This window comes from Ruegeria sp. AP11, assembly GCF_056535865.1.
This window is the reverse complement of sequence record NZ_JBQFJB010000002.1, coordinates 104,260-122,008: the sequence shown is the minus strand read 5'-3', so window position 1 is coordinate 122,008 and position 17,749 is coordinate 104,260. Positions and strand designations below refer to the sequence as shown.

Genomic DNA, 17,749 nt, shown 5'->3' with positions numbered 1-17,749 from the left:
TCAAGCAGCGATCGACGTGCCGTAACGGCTTTCGAGCAATGCCTCGATCTCTTCAAAATCGACGGTGCCGCCCAGTTCGCGCATGGCTTCGGCGAATAGACGGATGATCTGGCTGATCGCCTGGCGGTTCAGCTGGTTGAGGATGCCGATCCGGACCTGTACCGGTGCGCTGAGCGTCGGCCAGATGCCGAACCCGCGCGCCCGGCAATTCTGGACCAGCTCCATCTCGCGACCGGCGAGCTCCGGCGGCAGGTTGAGGACCAGTAGGCTGGGCATATCCGAAGTCACTTCGCACCCCATCGCGGTTACGGCGTCACGCAGCACCTTTTCGTGCGTGCGGTACGAGCCCGACCGCTTTGCCAATCCCTCAGTCAGCGTCAGACGAAGGGATTCATGGAAGGCGGCCACAGCGTAGCCGGAATGGGTCCGGTGATAGGTACCTTTCTCGACATCCTGCCCATCGACGATTCCCCAATGACGGGCCTCGAAAATGGGATTGTGGACATAGCTGTAGGCACCTGTTGATTTCAGGCTGTCGATAAATTCATCGGAAAAGCTGACCGGCGCATAGGTCAATGGCAAGCAGCACAGGCCCTTTTGCGGGCACGAGGCCCAGCCAGCGATGCCCGGATAATCGTCGATCCGGAAGTCCTCGACACCCAAAGACGAAACGGCATCGATCAGACCCATTGCGCCGTGGCGTTCACAGGCATCTGAGAACCCGCGGAGATCATTGATACGACCCGAACCCGTTTCCCAATGCGCCATGAACGCCCATTTGGGCTTGTGCTCGGCCAGTGTGGCCTCGACCATTTCACCGGTCACCGATTGGCCATGCGGCACGTCGATGACGGTGACACTGGCGGCATGCGGGTCCAGAGGGTTGGCGGCATGCTCTTCCGCCGTGGCCGCCTTGATTCGAAGGGTCAGCGTGTCGATGCCTGAAAATGTGCCGTTGTTAAATGCAACAACATTGTCGCCGGGCATGACGGCCGAGAACATGGTGTCCAGCGCGCTCCAGCCGGTGCCTGCGACTGCGAAAGTATATGTATTCGAAGTGCCCCAGATCTCGCGTAGCATATGCTTGCATTCGACCATGCCACGCAGAACGTCGCCCTGCATGTGATCCGCAACTCCGGCGTTGGAGAAGGCCTGAAGAACGCGAGCATCGGTGTTGCCCGGCCCCGGACCAGCGGCCAGCGTCTCGGGGATTTCGAGCGTGGGGTAAATATGGAAAGTCATTCGATCCTCCTTGATCGTCGGGGTGGTCGACCACGCCCAAATATCGTTTTGTGGATCAGAAAAGCGTTGCTTGCATCATCGCGCAACGTAACTTACTACTGCTTTAGGCCTTCTAATAGGACTGGGAAAAACCTACCCATTTTTGCAAGAATGCCGATGTATACCAAGAAAAGCCCTATACTACTGGGTAGGTTTTGCGAATTTTGGGTGTAAAATCAATGACAGAGCCTTCACAGCAACCTATTGACGTTATGCTTGCCGACAACAATCCGCTGGTATTGTCGGCCATGTCAGAGATTTTTGAACGTGATCCGCGATTCTCTCTGGTTGCTACATCTGCAACCGCCGAAGGCTTCCTGGGTGCGGTGATGAGAGTTCCGGTTAAGGTCTGCGTGATTGCCTGGAATTTGCCGGTCCTGGGTGCAGCCAAACTGATCGAGGTTTTGCGTGAACAGGAAAACGCGCCCCGTTTTGTCGTCTACGGCGATGAGGCAGGAGATGTTCCGCGCCTTGCGATGCAGGCCGGTGCCGCGGGGTTTGCATCCCGGTCTGGTGAGGTCGAAGGATTGTTGGAAACCTGCGCGGACGTGGCGGCTGGTAAAATGGTGTTTCCGTTCATCGATGTTCGGAAGATGCAGCAGGACCCAATTCATAGCCTTTCACGCAAAGAACGTGTCATCCTCGAGGCATTGGCCAAGGGTCTGTCAAACCGCGAGCTTTCTAAGGACCTGCAAATTTCGACAAACACAGTCAAGTTTCATCTGTCCAATATATATGAAAAGCTCTCAGTCAAAAATCGGGCACAAGCGATTGCATTCTTCTACTCTTCTGGCGCAGCCTCAGATTAATTGAATTGCGCCAATAGCCGGGCGTGTACTATCGAACACGCAATATCTGGGTGTAAGCGAAATTATGGTAAATAAAATGGTTCGGCCCTTTGAGTCTTGCTACTTTCGGTTCCATCTTTATTTCTGGAAGTTGGCTCACTTTGTTTTGATTGAGTTGAAGGAGTGTCGAAGAATCGGAGTTCAAAGTGGCAATCAACGGGCTTCGCTGGTTCGAAGCCGCCCGCCTGAGACCGTCTATTAGCGAGGCTTTTAAAAAAGCCTGACAATCCTGAGACAAACTGATGTATGCGAACGGAATTACTTGTACCTATTTCCTTGTTTCCATCTTCTGATTTGACTTTTTTCATTGAAACTGACTCCTGTGTCAGACCGCCTTACCGATAGTAACACGATTTCGTCGTCCAAGTGCTTAATAAAGTACTCCATTCGGCAACTCGTTAGTCAGCAATCTGGGTGATTAATCGTGTCTCAAGCAACTGACCATTCCGGTACAGGACCGGGTAGGCGATCGAAGCGATGTGGCTGTTGAATTCCCGGAATGCCCGTAAAGTCTCCAGATGAATGTCGCTGGTCTCGAAGCTTTCCGTTGTGCCGTGCTGCAGTCGGCGTAGGTGTCGTTTGCGGCTGTCTCGCTCCACGCGTTTGATTTCGGTTTTTTCAAGGCTGAGAAGCCGGGCGCTTTCCAGATCGTCCGAAATCAGCACATTCGATGCCAGTTTCATATTGGCCAGAATTCCCTCGTGCATCTGAACAAGTTCCGACCAGCCTTCCTGTGAAAAACTTGATCCCTTTGCGCGCATTTCGCCGGCCAAAACTGTCAGGCGTTTGGCGACAACATCCCCTGCCGTTTCAAGCCGGATCGCAAATTCCATTAAATCGCGCGCGGTTTTTGCATCCCGTTTTTCATATAGCTCTGAGGGCATCGCAGCGATAAAGGCTCGAATATCGGAAAGGCATCTGTTTACGTCCTCGTCAATAGCCTGTACCGAGCGGATCTGTTCCTTGTCTCCGCTGCGGTACAGCTCCAGGACAGGACGGAACATGGTTTCGAGAAAGTCACTCATCCGCAGAAGCTCACGCTTGAGGCTCGGCATGGCCTGGCTCGGGTTAGCCACATTTTCCATGTCCAGTGCGCAGGTCGGGCGCGCAGGTCGGGATTCCTTTTCTTTCTTCTGGTCGGGCAAGAGCTTTTCGAACAAGCCCTCCACGCGTCCGCAAAACGGAAGAGCCAGAACCAGAAGCGACAGGTTGAATGCAAGATGTACGTTAACCAGCATCTGGCCCCCTTGCGGGTCGCCCAACAGCCCGGTCCGCAAGGCGAAGTTAGCGGCAAACAATGTGACTAGTGCCCAACTGCCCCGTAGCGCCAGATTGGCATAGGGTATACGCCGGGCGGTCACGGGCATCCCTCGCGTCAGCCAGACCGGTATGAAGGCTGAGCCGAAATTCGCGCCAAAGACCAATGACATACCGGCGGCGAACGGGATTGCGCCAATCTGCACAAGCGTCACGCACATAAGGATGGCTGCGACCGAAGAATGCATGACAAAGGCCAGCGCACCTCCGACAAGGAAGGCGGTAATATAGTCACGGGCCAAATAGTCGGCTACGGCGGGTAGAAATGCGCTGTCGCGAATGGGGTCCATCGCTTCGCGCAGAAACCTGAGCGAGATCAGTATAAAGGCAACACCCATCAGGATACGCCCCAGCTGTCGGGCTTTTTTAGCCTCGGTCTTGACGAACAGATAGCCGCCAACGGCCAGCAGCAACGGAACAAGCCAGTCCAGTTTGAACGAAAGGATTTGAATGATCAGTGCCGAGCCCAGATCGCCACCCAGCACAATGGCCAGCCCAGCCGGAAAGCTCAGCAATCCGCTGGCAGCAAAACCCGAGCTTAACAGAGCTACCGCCGCCGAGCTTTGCAGCACCATCGCCATCACCACGCCCACCATCGAAGCTTGCACGTAACTACGTTGTTGCGTCATCACCCGCTGGAACGACGCGCCGTAGCTGCGTTCTATCCCGGTACGCACCATGCGGACCGCGTACAGCAGCAGCATGGTGGCCCCGGCCAGGCTGATCAGGAAGGTGACAATCGCCATACTTCACTCCGACTTCAATATAGGCTCAGTTCACCGCAGCTCTTGTGCGATAATCTGCAAGTAGCTTTTACTTTTTTGACCGCGGCGCTAGAAACGTCGGTTTCAATCAACTTCGCGATGAGCGTTCGCGCCGTGTCATCCGCGTCAGGGTTTGATCGGTTTGAACTGTGCTCCCCCGCGCTAGAGTTTTGCACGGCGTATGCGGACCGACCGGTCAGACCTCGTTTTCAATCGCTGCAACTACGATATCGATTGCCCGGTCTAGTTCACCTTTCGAAATAGTCAGCGGCGGCGACAGGGTCAGAACGCACCCCTGGCTGATCTTGTAGCTCAGCCCCGCTTCGAGACAGGCATAATAGATCCGTTCCGCGCGGGTATTTCCCGGTGTCTTGGTAACACGGTCTTCGACAATCTCGATCCCGAACATAAGGCCACGGCCCCGGATGTCGCCAACGATGGGAACGTTTTGCAATGTCTCCATAAGTCGGCATATTGCATGTTCGCCCAACTCCGACGCCCGTTCGACCAATCCCTCATCCTCAATGATCTGCAGCGTGGTTAATGCGGCGCGCGCGGTGACAGGGTTCTTTTCGTGCGTGTAGTGCCCGATGGCAAAATCGCCGCAAACATCCAGATTCTTGCGGGCGATGCAGGCGGCGATGGGGAGGATACCTCCGCCCAGTGATTTGCCGATGGTGACAATGTCGGGAACGATCTCGTCATGTTGGAACGAGAACATCTGCCCGGTCTTACCCAACCCCGTCGGAATCTCGTCCAGGATCAGCAATGCACCATGGCGGTCGCAGATTTCGCGCACCCGTTTCCAGAAACCCGGCGGTGGCACAATGGGGACGGCGCGCATCGCTTCGGCCACCACGGCGCAGATGTCGCCTTCGCGCTCCAGCACATAGTCGATCATGTTGGCGCAGGCTTCGGCGCTGGCCTCAAGCGTTGTGTGCCCATAAGGGCAGCGGGTGGGGTGGAAGGGGGCCACATGCTCGGTTCCCGGCAAAAGTGGCCCGGCAATATGGCTGCGGAACGTGGCCTCGCCGCCAATGCTTGCTGCGCCAAAACCGGCACCATGGAAGGCGTCCCAGAAGCTGAGCGTCTTGAAGCGGCCCGTAGCGGCGCGCGCGATCTTGAGCGCGACTTCATTAGCGTCCGAGCCGCCGGTGGTGAACAGCACCTTGCCCAGATCACCGGGGGTGATAGCGACCAGTTTCTCGGCCAGTTTCACCGCCGGGTCATTGGTGAAGCGGCGCGGGGCAAAGGGCAGGTCGTCCAGTTGATCCTTGATAGCCTGCACCAACCGGGGATGGCCATAACCGATGTGATGCACCGAATTGCCGTGGAAATCCATATAGCGGCGGCCATCGAGGTCCTCGATCCAGATCCCTTCTGCCTTGGCAATCGTGCTAACGCAGGGGCTGGACAAGGATTGATGCAGGAACACATCCGCGTCGCGTTTTAGCAGTGGCGAAGATTTGGGGCCGATAGACTTCTTCAGCCAGGTTTTGCGGGCTTCCGAAGTATTCGATTCCCCTTCGGTATGGACAATCTGTGGCATATCCGCTTCTCGCTGTTGCTTCGTAAAAGATGCGGACCCCGAAAGGTCCGCCAGTAGGGGAGGAATTTTGAAGCCCCGCCCGCCAACGGGATGGGCAGGAATATCAGCCGGGCCAGGGCAGTGAATAGGTTTTGACGTTGGTAAAGAACTTCATCGCTTCGATGACGCCTTCTTTAACGCCGTTACCGCTGTCCTTGATGCCGCCAAAGGGCGACATTTCGATGCGGTATCCGGGTTGTTCCCAAATGTTGCAGGTGCCCACATCCAACCCGTTGATATAGGATATCGCGCGGTTCAGATCGTTGGTGCAGACGCCCGAAGACAGGCCAAACTCGGTCGAGTTCGAAATCGCCATCACCTCTTCATCATTGTCGGGCACACGCACGATGGGGACGATCGGGCCAAAGGTTTCCTCCATGACCAATTCACTGTCATGAGGTACCTTGTCGACCACGATGGGTGGCAGCAGCGCGCCCTGACGACCGGGGTGATAGAGGATTTCGGCGCCCTCTTTCTCTGCTTGATAAACGCGGTTTTCAAAGATCTCTGCTGCCTTGTCATGGATCACGCAACCCAGTTCAGTTTCGGGATCCTGCGGATCGCCGAATTTGATCTTTTTGGCTTTCTCCAGAACCAGCGGCACAAACTTGTCCGCCACACCTTCCTGCACCAAAATGCGTTTGACCGCCGTACAGCGCTGGCCGGAGTTGCCGGTCGCGCCCGCAACCGCAATTGTTGCCGCCTTGTCCAGGTCCGCGTCGCTGAGATCATTTAGAATAATAAGGGGATCGTTGCCGCCGAGTTCCAGCGCCTGGCGTTTGTAGACACCCTTTTCGGCGATCATCTTGCCGACCGGTACACCGCCGGTGAAGGTAATGATGTCGATGTGATCGTTGGTGATCATTTCATCACCGATGTCGCCGGGCCAGCCCGTGACAACCTGGAACATCTCCGGCGGCAGCCCCGCTTCATAGAGAATGTCAGCTAAAGTCAGCGCTGTCAGCGGGGTCAGTTCCGTCGGTTTGCAGACCATGCAGTTATTGGTCGCAATAGATGGAGCAATTTTGTGGCTGACCATGTTCAGCGGGTGGTTGAATGGCGTGATCGCACTGATCGCGTTTACGGGTTCTCGCGTCGTGAAAATCTTGCGGGCTTTGCCGTTGTGGGTCAGATCGCACGAAAATATCTCGCCGTCGTCTTTCAGCGCTTCGGCGGCGGCAAACTGATAGACGTCCTGCGCGCGCTTGGTTTCATAGATTGCGTGCTGATGGCAAATGCCAAGTTCCAGCGTCAGCCATTTGGCCAGATACTCACGCTTTTCTCCGATCAGTTCTCCCGCGCGCTGCAGGATCTGGCTGCGTTCATAACGGGTGAGTTTCGGCTTGTAGTTCGCCGCAATCTTGAAGGCCTTGCGTGCATGTTCAGCGGTTCCGGCCGGTACATGACCCACCACCTCGTTGGTATAGGGATACAGCACCGGAACGGTTTCGTCAGTGAATACAACTTCACCACCGATCCGCATCCCTTCGTTTCGTACTTCGATGTTCGACATGGTTTGATCTTTCATGACTTACTGTGCCGCCGCTGTGGTTGCGTAAAAAAAGGCGTCGAAGTTGCGTAAAACCGGCTGGTTCGGCAGGTCAATGACACGGTTCACGATGAACGGAACCTCTTGTTCGGTCAAACCGCCATGGCTGCGCAGCGGTTCTTTCAGGGCCGCCAGATCATGGCGGTGCTCTGATGTGCCAATGCAGATGTTCTCGCCAGAAACCATCACGATGTCGCCAATCCGGTCGCCCGGCAGTTCGAATTGCTCAATGGCCTCGGCCTTGGTCAGCACATGGGTTATACCTTCGGTTGCCCTGAGTTTGGCAATGATGTTGTCCTGATCTGCGCCTTCGGGCAGATAGGCCGTTGCGAACGAGCCCAACGCACCGTGATGCACCACGTACGGGTCGGTGATCGGCAGGATGACGCGCGCTGCGTCCTTACCAAGCCATTCATCCATCAGATCCTGTGCGTAGACAACGGCGGGGGACCCATCAGCTAGGTGCTTTGGCTTCATGCCATGATCGGCGGTCACAACGATGGCGGCACCCAGTTCGTCAAGCTCGCCCAGATAGCGGTCAAACATGGCATAGAAATCAAGCGCACCTTGCTGTTCAGGCGCAAACTTGTGCTGAATATAGTCGGTGGTTGACAGATACATCACGTCGGGCTTGAACTCTTTCAGCAGCTTGACGCCGGCGGCGAATACAAACTCGGACAGTTCGGCCGAATAGACCTCAGGGACGTCCATGCCCAGCCATTTGCTTGCATTGTCGATCCCGTGTTCGGCTAAAGTCGTCTCGCCCGAGCGTTCCGAAGAAAAGGCAACGGCGCGTCCTTCGTCAAATTTCAACCCGGCACCGAGCAAGGCGCGCAGCTTGTCCTTGGCGGTAACCATGGCGACGCGGAACCCAGCATCGTAGAATTGCGAGAAAATGGTCGGCGCGCGCAGGAACCGCACGTCGTTCATCATGACCTCTTCGCCGCTGTCAGGGTCGATCAAATAGTTGCCGCAGATACCATGCACGATAGGCGGCCGGCCGGTGGCGATCGACAGGTTGTTGGGGTTGGTGAAGGAAGGGATCACAGAATGGGCCAACCGGTCGGTGCCGGTCTCGCGCATCCGCTTAAGGTTGGGCATCAGACCCTTGGCTATTGCGACTTCCAGATATTCCGGCTCGCACCCATCAAGGCAGATGGCGATTGCGGGCACTTTCGGCGTCGGATAGACGCGTTCGTTTGCTTCAACGGGTGTTTGGATGGTCATCTTATTATGTTCCTTGATAGTTAAGCTGCCAGTTTGGCGCGTTCTTCCAATGCCCGGAGGGGCGGTGCAGCGCTTGTGACACCCATCTCCTCCAATGATTCCTTTGCTGCGGTCACAACTTTACGCATGACGTGTTCGTCCATTTGGCCGATACATCCGACACGGAAACTGTCGACCACTGTCAGCTTGCCCGGGTAGATGATGAAACCCTTAGATTTCATAAGGGTATAGAACTGATCGAATACGAAGTTTTCGTCCGCCGGGCAGAAAAAGGTGACGATAATTGGGCTGAGCCAGCGATTGTCCAGCAGTGTTTCAAAGCCCAACTCGCGCATGCCGGCGACCATGACATCACGGTTGCGGGTATAGCGCTCGCCGCGGCCTGGTACGCCCCCTTCGGCGGAGTGCGCCCTGAGTGCCTCAATGAACGCCGCCACCACATGGGTCGGAGGGGTGAACCGCCACTGACCGGTCTTGTTCATATGTGCCCATTGCGCATGAACATCCAGCGACAAAGAATGGCTGTTGCCCTCGGCCGTCTCAAGTTCGGACTTGCGGGCGACGATGAAGCCGAATCCTGGTACACCTTCGATACATTTGTTGGCCGAGGACACCATCGCCTCATACCTGACCTCGCTTGGTTTTAACTCGATCGCACCGAAAGCTGACATTGAGTCAATCAGAAGCTTACGCCCGGCGGCATAGGTCGCCTCGGAAATCTCTTCGACGGGGTTCAGAATGCCCGAGGAGGTTTCGCAATGGATCGCTACTACATGTGTGATCTCAGGATCTTTAGCCAGAATCTCTGCCACTTCGCTGCCCCGGGGGGGCAGGTAATCACCCTTGTCCAGCACCACATGATCGCGTCCCAGATATACCAGCGTTTGCGCCGAGCGCTGGCCATACGCTCCGTTCGCCAGCACCAGCGCTTTGCCATCGCGCGGAATGAATGACGCAAGCATCGCTTCGACCGAAAACGAACCACTGCCCTGCATCGGGACGCAGTCAAAATCATCGGCGCCCACGCCCAATAGCGCGAGCAGGCTTGTCCGCAGCTCTTGCGTCATGGCACGAAAATCGTCATCCCAACTGCCCCAATCCTTTAGCATGGCTTCTTTTACGGCATAGGATGTCGTCAAAGGACCGGGTGTCAGAAGGTAAGGTTCACCAAGGCGCGGTTGTTCGATTTTGGGAATGGAAGGCGTCATTACCAGGCTCCAGAAAGGTATTTTCAAGAACACAATTGCAGCAAATGTTGCTATATGTGAAATTGCAAATATCAATCTAATTATAAGCACAGCCTATGATCTGATTTCGGAGTACTACTATGCGGCACAGCCAGCTCAAGGCCTTTCATTTTGTAGCCAAGCATGGCGGATTTTCGCGTGCTGCAGAGGCTCTTTTTCTGACGCAACCGGCAATTTCGGAACAGGTGCGAAAGCTGGAACAGGATCATGATCTGTTGTTGTTCCAACGCGAGCGCAAACGTGTGACTTTGACACCCGACGGTGAGCAGCTTTACCGATATACGAAGCAATATTTCGAGATCGAAGGTCAGATCGAGGATTACCTATCCGAGACTAAGGCCGTGGTCGATGGGGAGTTGCGCATCATCGCCGACTCTGCACACCACATGACAGCCTTTCTGGGGCCTTTTCAAAAGAAAAACCCGAATGTCACGATCACCGTACGCTCGGGGAATAGCGAAGAGATCCTGGAAGAGCTCAGGGCTTACAACGCGGAAATTGGCGTAGTGGGCAGCCTGTCTCCCGGCAAGGATATGGATGTCTTAAGTCTTGGTTCCACAGAGATCGTGGCCTTTGCCGCACAGAGTGTTCTTTTGGCGTCGAAGCCGACACTGTCTCTGGAAGAGCTATCAAATCTACCGTTAATTTTCCGCGAAACGGGATCAAAAACGCGCCAGAAACTTGAAGACGAGGCCAAAAAACACGGGATAACGTTGAAACCCGCGATTGTAGCTGAGGGGCGCGAAGCGATACGGGAGCTTGTGGCCTCGGGTGCAGGTATCGGTTTTGTCTCGCAGGCGGAATATGGTCATGATGACCGTCTCCGGCAAATCAAACTTAAAGGCATCAACCTGCAGATGGGCGAGAGCATTATATCTCTGTCTCAGAGGCGCGAAGTGAAGATCATCCGCGCCTTCACAGAGTTTGCGCAACGTACCTTGGAAGAAAACCCCGCCAACGATTGATTGGCGGGGCTTGGTATCAGCAGGAGTGGCCGTCAGCGACTGCGCCAGGCCTGAGTGCGTTTCAATATCCCTTTGGACGCAATCAGGTGAATGATCCGGGCCGCAGCATTGGTGTAAAAGATCATCATGCCCATCGCCGCAGCTGGTGCAATATCCCCGGCATCATCCATGTTCAGCACAGCGATAGACGCGAGCGTCGTTTTAGGCGAGTAGAGGAACACGACCGCTGACACAGTCGTCATTGCATTAACGAACAGATAAATGGATATGTCCAAAACTGCTGGCAGGCAAACTGGAACCGTTACACGCGCAAACAGTTTCATCGTCGGCTGTTTGAGCGAGGCCGAAACTGACTCGAACTCGCGGTCCATTTGTTTCAGCGCGGTCACCGCCGTCAGGTGCGATACAGTGTAAAAGTGCGTCACTGTACAGATCACCAGTATTGCCATGGTGCCGTAGATGCCGTTCAAGGGGTTTGAAGGGTTGTTGAAGAAGAAGATGTAGGACAGCCCCAGCACCATACCAGGAATTGCCATCGGCAACATCGCGAACATCTGAAAAATCGACCTTCCGGTGCGGAACCCTTGCGATTTTTCGACCAGATAGGCACCGAAGAACACAACGGTTGTGCCAATCACTGCGGTCAGCAAGGCCAACCGGATCGAATTGAAATACGATCCCCATCCACCGCCATCCATCTTGTCGAACTGATAGTTCTTCAGGCTCAAGCTCAGGTCATAGGGCCAGAACTTGATCAGCGCCGCAAATTGGCACACCGCCAGAAGACCGGCAATGAACAGGCCAACAAGGCTGCAATAAATCAGGAACAGCCGATCCGCTTTTGGGTTTGGGGTTGCCTGGTACGGCACCGACCGAGCGGACAGCAGCGCAACCTGTTTGGACTGAACCATACGGTCAATGGCAAAGGCCAGGATTGCCGGGATTACCAGAACCACGGACACAACCGCGCCCATCTCAAAGTTCTGCTGGCCGATCACCTGTTTGTAGATATCCACCGCCAGCACGTTGAACTGTCCGCCGATGACTTTAGGCAACCCAAAATCGGTAATCACCAGGTTGAACACCACAAAGGCGGCTGAGATCAGGCCATAGCGCGCACCCGGGACCGTGACCGTCCAGAACGTGCGCCATGGGGTTGACCGCAGACTTGCCGCAGCCTCGTACAGCCGCGCATCCGAGATTGCGAGTGCCGTTGAAATAATCAGGAAGGCGTGCGGGAAGGTAAAAAACACTGATCCGATCACAATGCCGATCGGGCCATAGATACTTGCACCGAACAACAGTTCCTTGATCATGCCCTGATTACCGAACAGGTACACCAAAGCGATACCCGGCAAGAGCGAGGGGACAAGGATCGGTGCCATCGCGATCAGGCGAAAGACCCCCTTGAACCGCATACAGCTGCGATTGAGCGCATAGGCGAACCAGAAGGCCAGCGTTACTGTAACGATGGTACTGACAACGGATATCCAAAGCGAGTTCTTGATCGAATTAAACAGCGCGGGTGTCGAGAAGTAGTTTACAAAGTTATCCAGACCTCGCGACTGAACGGGCCGCAACTGAACCCGGCGGAACGTGTTGGAATCAAGCTCGACCCAATCAGTGCCATCCTGCAGAGTTGATCCGACCAGAAAGCGCCCAGTGTCGCTTGTGTTCCGGATCTGGTACATGACCGGGCTGCGGAAGCTGAAATCCGGGAATAATCCTGTCACAGGCAAGCGCCCGTCCGAGCCTGTCACAAGATCGGTGTCGGCGAATACCTCGGTTTGCCGGTTCAGCGCATCCCCGGACAGAATTGTGCCGTCAAAGACGCCCGCCTCGTCGCTGACCTGAAACTCGTATTGCGACAGTTCCACTCGATAAGTGGAAAACGACTTGGAAAGCATTGTGTAAAGCGGCAGCGCCAGAGTCACGATCAGGTAGAGCACGATGACTATCATGCTGCCACGCATCAGTAAATCGTCACGGCTGAGCTTCGGCTTGATATCCGGTCCGGGGGGCAGCGTACCAGTATTTGTGGAAATCGTGCTCATGCCTCGGTCTCCGCAACATCAAACGCCATCAGACGGTTTTCAGGAAGCTCAATCACCATGCTGCACCCCTCTTCCAGCTCAAGACGGCGCACAGCATTGATCGAAAAATCAGCAATCAGTTCTGATGACCCGAACCGCTCGTTGCTTAGACGGCAGCGCCAGAACGAGCCTAGGAACTCCATCTCATCAAGTGTCACTTCGATGCAGTTGCGGTTTCCGCCGGTATCCAGATACCCAGCTTCATGGGGAATTACGTCTTCCGGCCTGATTGCTGCAACAACCGGTGTTCCATCGTTGAACTGATGACCCAGGCAGGCAAAGGTTTTTTCACCAACGCTCAACCGCCCGCCCTTCGTAACTTGAGACTTAATCTGATTCATTTCGCCAATAAAATCGGCCACAAACAGGTTGGCCGGTTCCCGGTAGATTTCTGTGGGTGAACCCACTTGCTCAATAACCCCGTGATTCATGACCACGATACGATCAGCCATGGCCAACGCCTCTTCCTGATCATGAGTCACCATCACGGTGGTCACGCCCAGCTTGCGCTGCAATTCCTTGATTTCGTGCCGCAAATGGACACGTACCTTGGCATCCAGCGCCGACAGAGGTTCGTCCAGCAGCAATAGTCCGGGCTTGGTAGCAATCGCGCGCGCCAGTGCAATCCTTTGCTGTTGCCCGCCCGACAATTGCGCAGGGTATTTCTTACCCTGATCGGGAAGGCCAACAAGATGCAGCAACTCGTTCACACGGACCGCAATTTCAGATTTGCTGCGGCCCGAGTTTTCCAGACCAAAAGCGATGTTCTTCTCAATTGTGAGGTTGGGAAATAGCGCATAGGACTGGAATACGATCCCAAAGTCACGCTCGGATGGGGGTAGGTTGGACACGTCCATACCGTCCTGCATGACCGTACCTTTGGTTTGCAGGTCCAAACCTGCAATGGCACGCAGCAGAGTTGTTTTTCCACATCCTGACGGGCCTAGAAAGCAGACAAACTCACCTTCGTTAATTTCCAGCGAAATATCCTTGAGTGCAAGAAAGCTGCCAAAGGCTTTCCACAGGTTTTGGATACTGAGATACAGTTCACCGGGTGGCGTTTTCTGAAGCACGGGAGAAGTCCTCATATCTGCACCTCGGGCACGGCCGTACCTGGCCGGTCTGAACCGGGTGAGTAGGTTGTATTGTTGGGAACAAGAGTGTGGTGCGCAGGAGGGGCATGATCGCCCCTCCTGCGAATGGGATTACTTCGCTTCCGACTTTCCGTCATAGCGAGACTGCCATTCCTTCAGAATCGCCGCACGATTGTTGGCGGCAAACTCAAAATCATTGTCAATCATGGCATCCAAAAGGCCCGCTGGGAAGTGCTCGACCGGCTTTGCGACGCCGGGATAGGCCACAACCGCATAACCGCTGTTGTACATCTCGTTGGCTTCCTTGGTGACCGTGAAATCAACCAGTTTCTGAGCAGCTTCCAGATTCCCTGTGCCGGCAACAATTGCGGTTGCTTCCATGTCCCAGCCGACGCCCTCAGAAGGCACGATGATTTCAAGCGGGGCGCCGTCCGCTTTGGATTTGGCACCGCGGAAAGCAAACGAGATGCCGATCGGGATTTCGCCCGCAGCCGCCAGTTTGCAGGGCTTCGAACCCGAATGGGTATATCGCGCGATGTTTTCGTGCAGCGCATCCATGTATTCCCAGCCGCCGTCTTCACCAAACATCTGCAGCCAGCTTGAAACATCAAGGAAACCAGTACCTGATGAGTTCGGGTTCGGCATGATTACCTGATCCTTGTACATTGGATCGGTAAGGTCCTTCCATGACGTTGGCGGCGTCAGCCCAGCCTTTTCGGCCTCGACTGTATTGTAGCAAACCGACGCAACCCAAGCATCCATGCCAACCCAGGCTGGAGGATTGTCGCCGTCAACAAACTTGACATCAAGTTCTTCAACGCCAACCGGTGCGTAGGGTTCCAGCATGCCTTCGGATTTCAGCAGCAGCAGCGACGTGGCCGCCAGCCCCCAGACGACGTCTGCCTGAGGGTTGTCCCGCTCCGCCAGCAATTTGGCGGTAATGATCCCGGTCGAGTCACGAACCCAGTTAATTTTGATATCAGGGTTGCTTTGGTTAAACGTCTCGGCATATCGGGCCAGATCTTCGGCCTCGACGGCGGTATAAACGGTCAGTTCTGTCTCTGATGCGGCTGCCGTTGCAGTCAGTGTGCCGATGGCGAGAGCGGTTAGAAGTGATGTTGTGTGTCTCATTGTCATCCTCTGTTGGTGATTTATTAGACAGGTTCGCCATTCTCGTGCGGCGTTCTCATTCAGATTAGTGCCGACAGTTTGACAGATTAAAATTTCAAGAAAAATCGATTATACCTTCAACGTTATAAGTTTGTCCTATGGATAAGAATACTATTTTCCGCAAAGCATTTACGATAGATTTTGGTTTCGCAGCAGCAGGTCTTCAACGTTTAAAATCGCGGGTTTGCATATACTTAGTAAGACCCGGTCTTAACGCCTCCAGGGCGCACAATCGTTTGAGCAAAGGTGGGATCGGCATTTTTCATGCGGTGTTGCAGCATCTTGCGGGCCAGATGAAGCAGCGTTGGTGTGATTTCAGTTTGCGTTGCGATAGACTCTGCTTCCCCACGCTCGCCCATGTCAAAGAGTACTTGCGGCAGCCTTGCCCCAAACTCGACCAGACGGTGTCTTTTTGATCGCAGAATGCCCAGATTGGCCTATCGCGAGATCAGACCCAACTCAGCCATCCATGGAGTCGGCTTTACCGGATTGCCAAAATCGAACTCGGAAAAGCTGTAATCCGCCCCTTCCGTTTCCGTATCGCCCAAAATGCCAAGCAAACTTCGCCCGTTCATCGAAGAGGGGGGCATCGAACCGACTCTTTCGAGAATGGTGACGGATATATCGATGGACTCCGTGAACCCGGAATGCACTCGACCGTGCATATCAGGACGCGCGGGATCGCGCACAATCAGGGGCACATGACAGGCAGCATCATGGAAGGCACCTTTTCCCCACAGCCCGTAGTCGCCCAACATCTCACCGTGATCTGCGGTAACGATCAGAACGGTATTGTCCCACTGGTTGGACGTCCTTAGCCAGTCCACCACGCGCCCAATATGATGATCGACTTCCGTTGCTAATGCCAGATAAGCTGCCCGCAGTTGGGCGATGGTTTCCAGATCATTCATCAGATCGGGGAAGCCAACAACCATGCTTGATATCGGTTGCTTATCCTGTGCAGGGGCAAGAAACGGGTGCCAGTGCCGGTCTCCTAAGGGATCGCGGGTTGAACGTGGCGCAGGCATATCCCTTGGGTCATAAATCGTATTGTAAGGTGCAGATGCCACAAGCGGAGGGTGAGGCCGGATATAGGTCAGCGTGGCAAACCATCCCGGCTCAGCATCCTGCATTTTGGATAGAAACTGATCCGACAGAAACGCCGTATCGCTCAGGTCCGCCGGATACAAAGCCGGATCACCGACGTTCGGGCCGTTGGGGCGGTAGGTGTCGGGGTAGGGGGGCAGGTCAATGCCCTGCTGCGACAGATGCGAAAGCCAGGCTCCAACATCTGATTCCATGCGCCTTCTCTCCGCCTCGTCAAAGCCAGGAAGTAATTCCTCATAGCTTTGAAGCCTTGGGTCATCGGGGGGTAGACCCGTAGGATCGCGGGTCGTGTCGGTATAGCCGAACAAACGTGGATTGTACCCGACCTGTCGCATCGCACGCGCCAGGTTCGGGGTATCGTGCCGGAGCGGAGTGCCGTTTCGGACCGACCGGTGGTTGAAAGCATATTGCCCGGTGAACAGGGATGCCCGGCTGGGTCCGCAAGGCACTGTGACGGCAAAGTGATTGGCAAAGCTGACGGCGTCTTCTTAAAGTCGCCGAAGGTTGGGCAATTGCGCTATTCGTCCGAGGCCATCCTGACCCAGAAGATCGAAACGGAACTGATCGATGACGATCAGCAAGACATTCGGGCGTGTTTCTGTGTTTTCTGTCTGCAAGTTTCCCCCCAATCCCTTCAACTTGCCATCGCCATCGCCACTATCCCAATCACCACGATGGTCGCAGCTAGAAGCCTGTTGGATTTTGGCCCTTCGCCGAACCACATGACACCAATTATCGACGCAAAGATAACGGAACTTTCTCTAAGCGCGGATACCATGCCCAACGGCGCGATTGTCTTTGCATAAAGTACTAATCCATAGGCCATGCCCGAGATGACACCGCCTGCGAGGCCTGCCCAGACATAACGTCGAGGCAGAGTCACCACGCGCTGCCACCGGGTTGTAAAGATGAATCCGGCCACAAAAATCTCGGCCACAAACAATGCCGCGATATACCCCAGCGTGTTCTCGGACAGCCGGACGCCAATACCGTCTACAAGCGAATAGGACGCAATCATCATGCCGGTGCCAAAAGCAGCCGCGATGGCTATCCAGTTCGTGTGTCTGCCCAATCCGGCAAGGGACAGGCACCCAATACCGAGAGAGATACAGGTAATGCCGATCCATGCCGCGGGTGGCAGAACTTCACCCGCGAACAAGATCGCGCCCATGGCAACCAACATCGGAGTCATACCGCGTGAGATTGGATAGACCACCGACAGGTCGCCATGTTTGTAAGCGGTGTTCAGAAACCAATAGTACCCCCAATGGATCAGGGTCGAGCCTATGATAAAGGGAAAGGCCGCCCATACCGGCAAGCCTGTGAATGGCAATACAAACATCGCTGGTATCGCATGGCCGAGCGAGACCAGCCCCAAAACGACGGCTTTGTCCGGCGCGCCTTTAACTACGGCATTCCATAGCGCGTGCAGAAAGGCTGCGGTCAAAACGATGAGAAACGCGTGGATTGTCATACGAACATGATGTCCCGAGGTAATG

At 55.0% G+C, this 17,749-nt stretch carries 13 protein-coding genes and 1 pseudogene; 2 read left to right on the top strand and 12 right to left on the bottom strand.

What is annotated here, in order from left to right:
• The gene (locus ACR3E4_RS18440; RefSeq protein WP_480536144.1) at positions 1-1,242 is read right to left on the bottom strand and encodes a pyridoxal-phosphate-dependent aminotransferase family protein; all 1,242 of its coding nucleotides are present in this window, start codon (positions 1,240-1,242) and stop codon (positions 1-3) included.
• Positions 1,243-1,493: 251 nt separating this feature from the next.
• Here ACR3E4_RS18440 and ACR3E4_RS18435 point away from each other — a divergent pair, with 251 nt between their 5' ends.
• Entirely contained in the window at positions 1,494-2,090 is a 597-nt protein-coding gene (locus tag ACR3E4_RS18435) for a LuxR C-terminal-related transcriptional regulator (RefSeq protein WP_480536154.1), read from the top strand.
• 62 nt (positions 2,091-2,152) lie between these two features.
• Here the strand turns inward: ACR3E4_RS18435 and ACR3E4_RS18430 are convergent, their stop codons facing one another.
• The 6 genes from ACR3E4_RS18430 to ACR3E4_RS18405 all read right to left on the bottom strand — a co-directional run bounded on the left by ACR3E4_RS18430 (position 2,153) and on the right by ACR3E4_RS18405 (position 9,782).
• Positions 2,153-2,437 carry a hypothetical protein gene (locus tag ACR3E4_RS18430; protein ID WP_480536143.1) on the bottom strand — a complete coding sequence of 95 codons (285 nt, stop codon included), beginning with the start codon at positions 2,435-2,437 and terminating at the stop codon, positions 2,153-2,155.
• Positions 2,438-2,527: 90 nt separating this feature from the next.
• On the bottom strand, positions 2,528-4,192 hold the full coding sequence (locus ACR3E4_RS18425) for a Na/Pi cotransporter family protein (RefSeq protein ID WP_480536142.1): 1,665 nt from the start codon (positions 4,190-4,192) through the stop codon (positions 2,528-2,530).
• Between the two features lie 214 nt (positions 4,193-4,406).
• Positions 4,407-5,759 carry a (R)-1-hydroxy-2-aminoethylphosphonate ammonia-lyase gene (gene pbfA / locus ACR3E4_RS18420; RefSeq protein WP_480536140.1) on the bottom strand — a complete coding sequence of 451 codons (1,353 nt, stop codon included), beginning with the start codon at positions 5,757-5,759 and terminating at the stop codon, positions 4,407-4,409.
• Between the two features lie 103 nt (positions 5,760-5,862).
• Entirely contained in the window at positions 5,863-7,326 is a 1,464-nt protein-coding gene (phnY, locus tag ACR3E4_RS18415) for a phosphonoacetaldehyde dehydrogenase (protein ID WP_480536138.1), read from the bottom strand.
• Between the two features lie 3 nt (positions 7,327-7,329).
• Positions 7,330-8,574: a phosphonoacetate hydrolase gene (gene phnA / locus ACR3E4_RS18410; RefSeq protein WP_170744501.1), complete on the bottom strand. Its 1,245-nt coding sequence runs from the start codon at positions 8,572-8,574 to the stop codon at positions 7,330-7,332.
• Between the two features lie 20 nt (positions 8,575-8,594).
• Entirely contained in the window at positions 8,595-9,782 is a 1,188-nt protein-coding gene (locus tag ACR3E4_RS18405) for a 2-aminoethylphosphonate--pyruvate transaminase (protein WP_480536136.1), read from the bottom strand.
• A 119-nt stretch (positions 9,783-9,901) separates the two neighbouring features.
• Between ACR3E4_RS18405 and ACR3E4_RS18400 the strand changes: the two genes are divergently transcribed.
• Entirely contained in the window at positions 9,902-10,786 is an 885-nt protein-coding gene (locus ACR3E4_RS18400) for a LysR substrate-binding domain-containing protein (RefSeq protein WP_480536135.1), read from the top strand.
• A gap of 32 nt (positions 10,787-10,818) precedes the next feature.
• Here ACR3E4_RS18400 and ACR3E4_RS18395 read toward each other — a convergent pair whose 3' ends face one another.
• The 5 genes and pseudogenes from ACR3E4_RS18395 to ACR3E4_RS18375 all read right to left on the bottom strand — a co-directional run bounded on the left by ACR3E4_RS18395 (position 10,819) and on the right by ACR3E4_RS18375 (position 17,724).
• The gene (locus ACR3E4_RS18395; RefSeq protein WP_480536134.1) at positions 10,819-12,840 is read right to left on the bottom strand and encodes a putative 2-aminoethylphosphonate ABC transporter permease subunit; all 2,022 of its coding nucleotides are present in this window, start codon (positions 12,838-12,840) and stop codon (positions 10,819-10,821) included.
• Positions 12,837-13,952: a putative 2-aminoethylphosphonate ABC transporter ATP-binding protein gene (locus tag ACR3E4_RS18390; protein ID WP_480536133.1), complete on the bottom strand. Its 1,116-nt coding sequence runs from the start codon at positions 13,950-13,952 to the stop codon at positions 12,837-12,839. Before ACR3E4_RS18390 ends, ACR3E4_RS18395 begins: the two co-directional genes overlap by 4 nt.
• A gap of 132 nt (positions 13,953-14,084) precedes the next feature.
• Entirely contained in the window at positions 14,085-15,104 is a 1,020-nt protein-coding gene (locus tag ACR3E4_RS18385) for a putative 2-aminoethylphosphonate ABC transporter substrate-binding protein (protein WP_480536131.1), read from the bottom strand.
• A gap of 476 nt (positions 15,105-15,580) precedes the next feature.
• Positions 15,581-16,723 (bottom strand): annotated as a pseudogene (locus ACR3E4_RS18380) (sulfatase-like hydrolase/transferase); the annotation flags it as partial.
• 161 nt (positions 16,724-16,884) lie between these two features.
• Positions 16,885-17,724, bottom strand: a complete 840-nt coding sequence (locus tag ACR3E4_RS18375) for an EamA family transporter (protein WP_480536127.1) — start codon at positions 17,722-17,724, stop codon at positions 16,885-16,887.
• Positions 17,725-17,749: the final 25 nt, after the last annotated feature.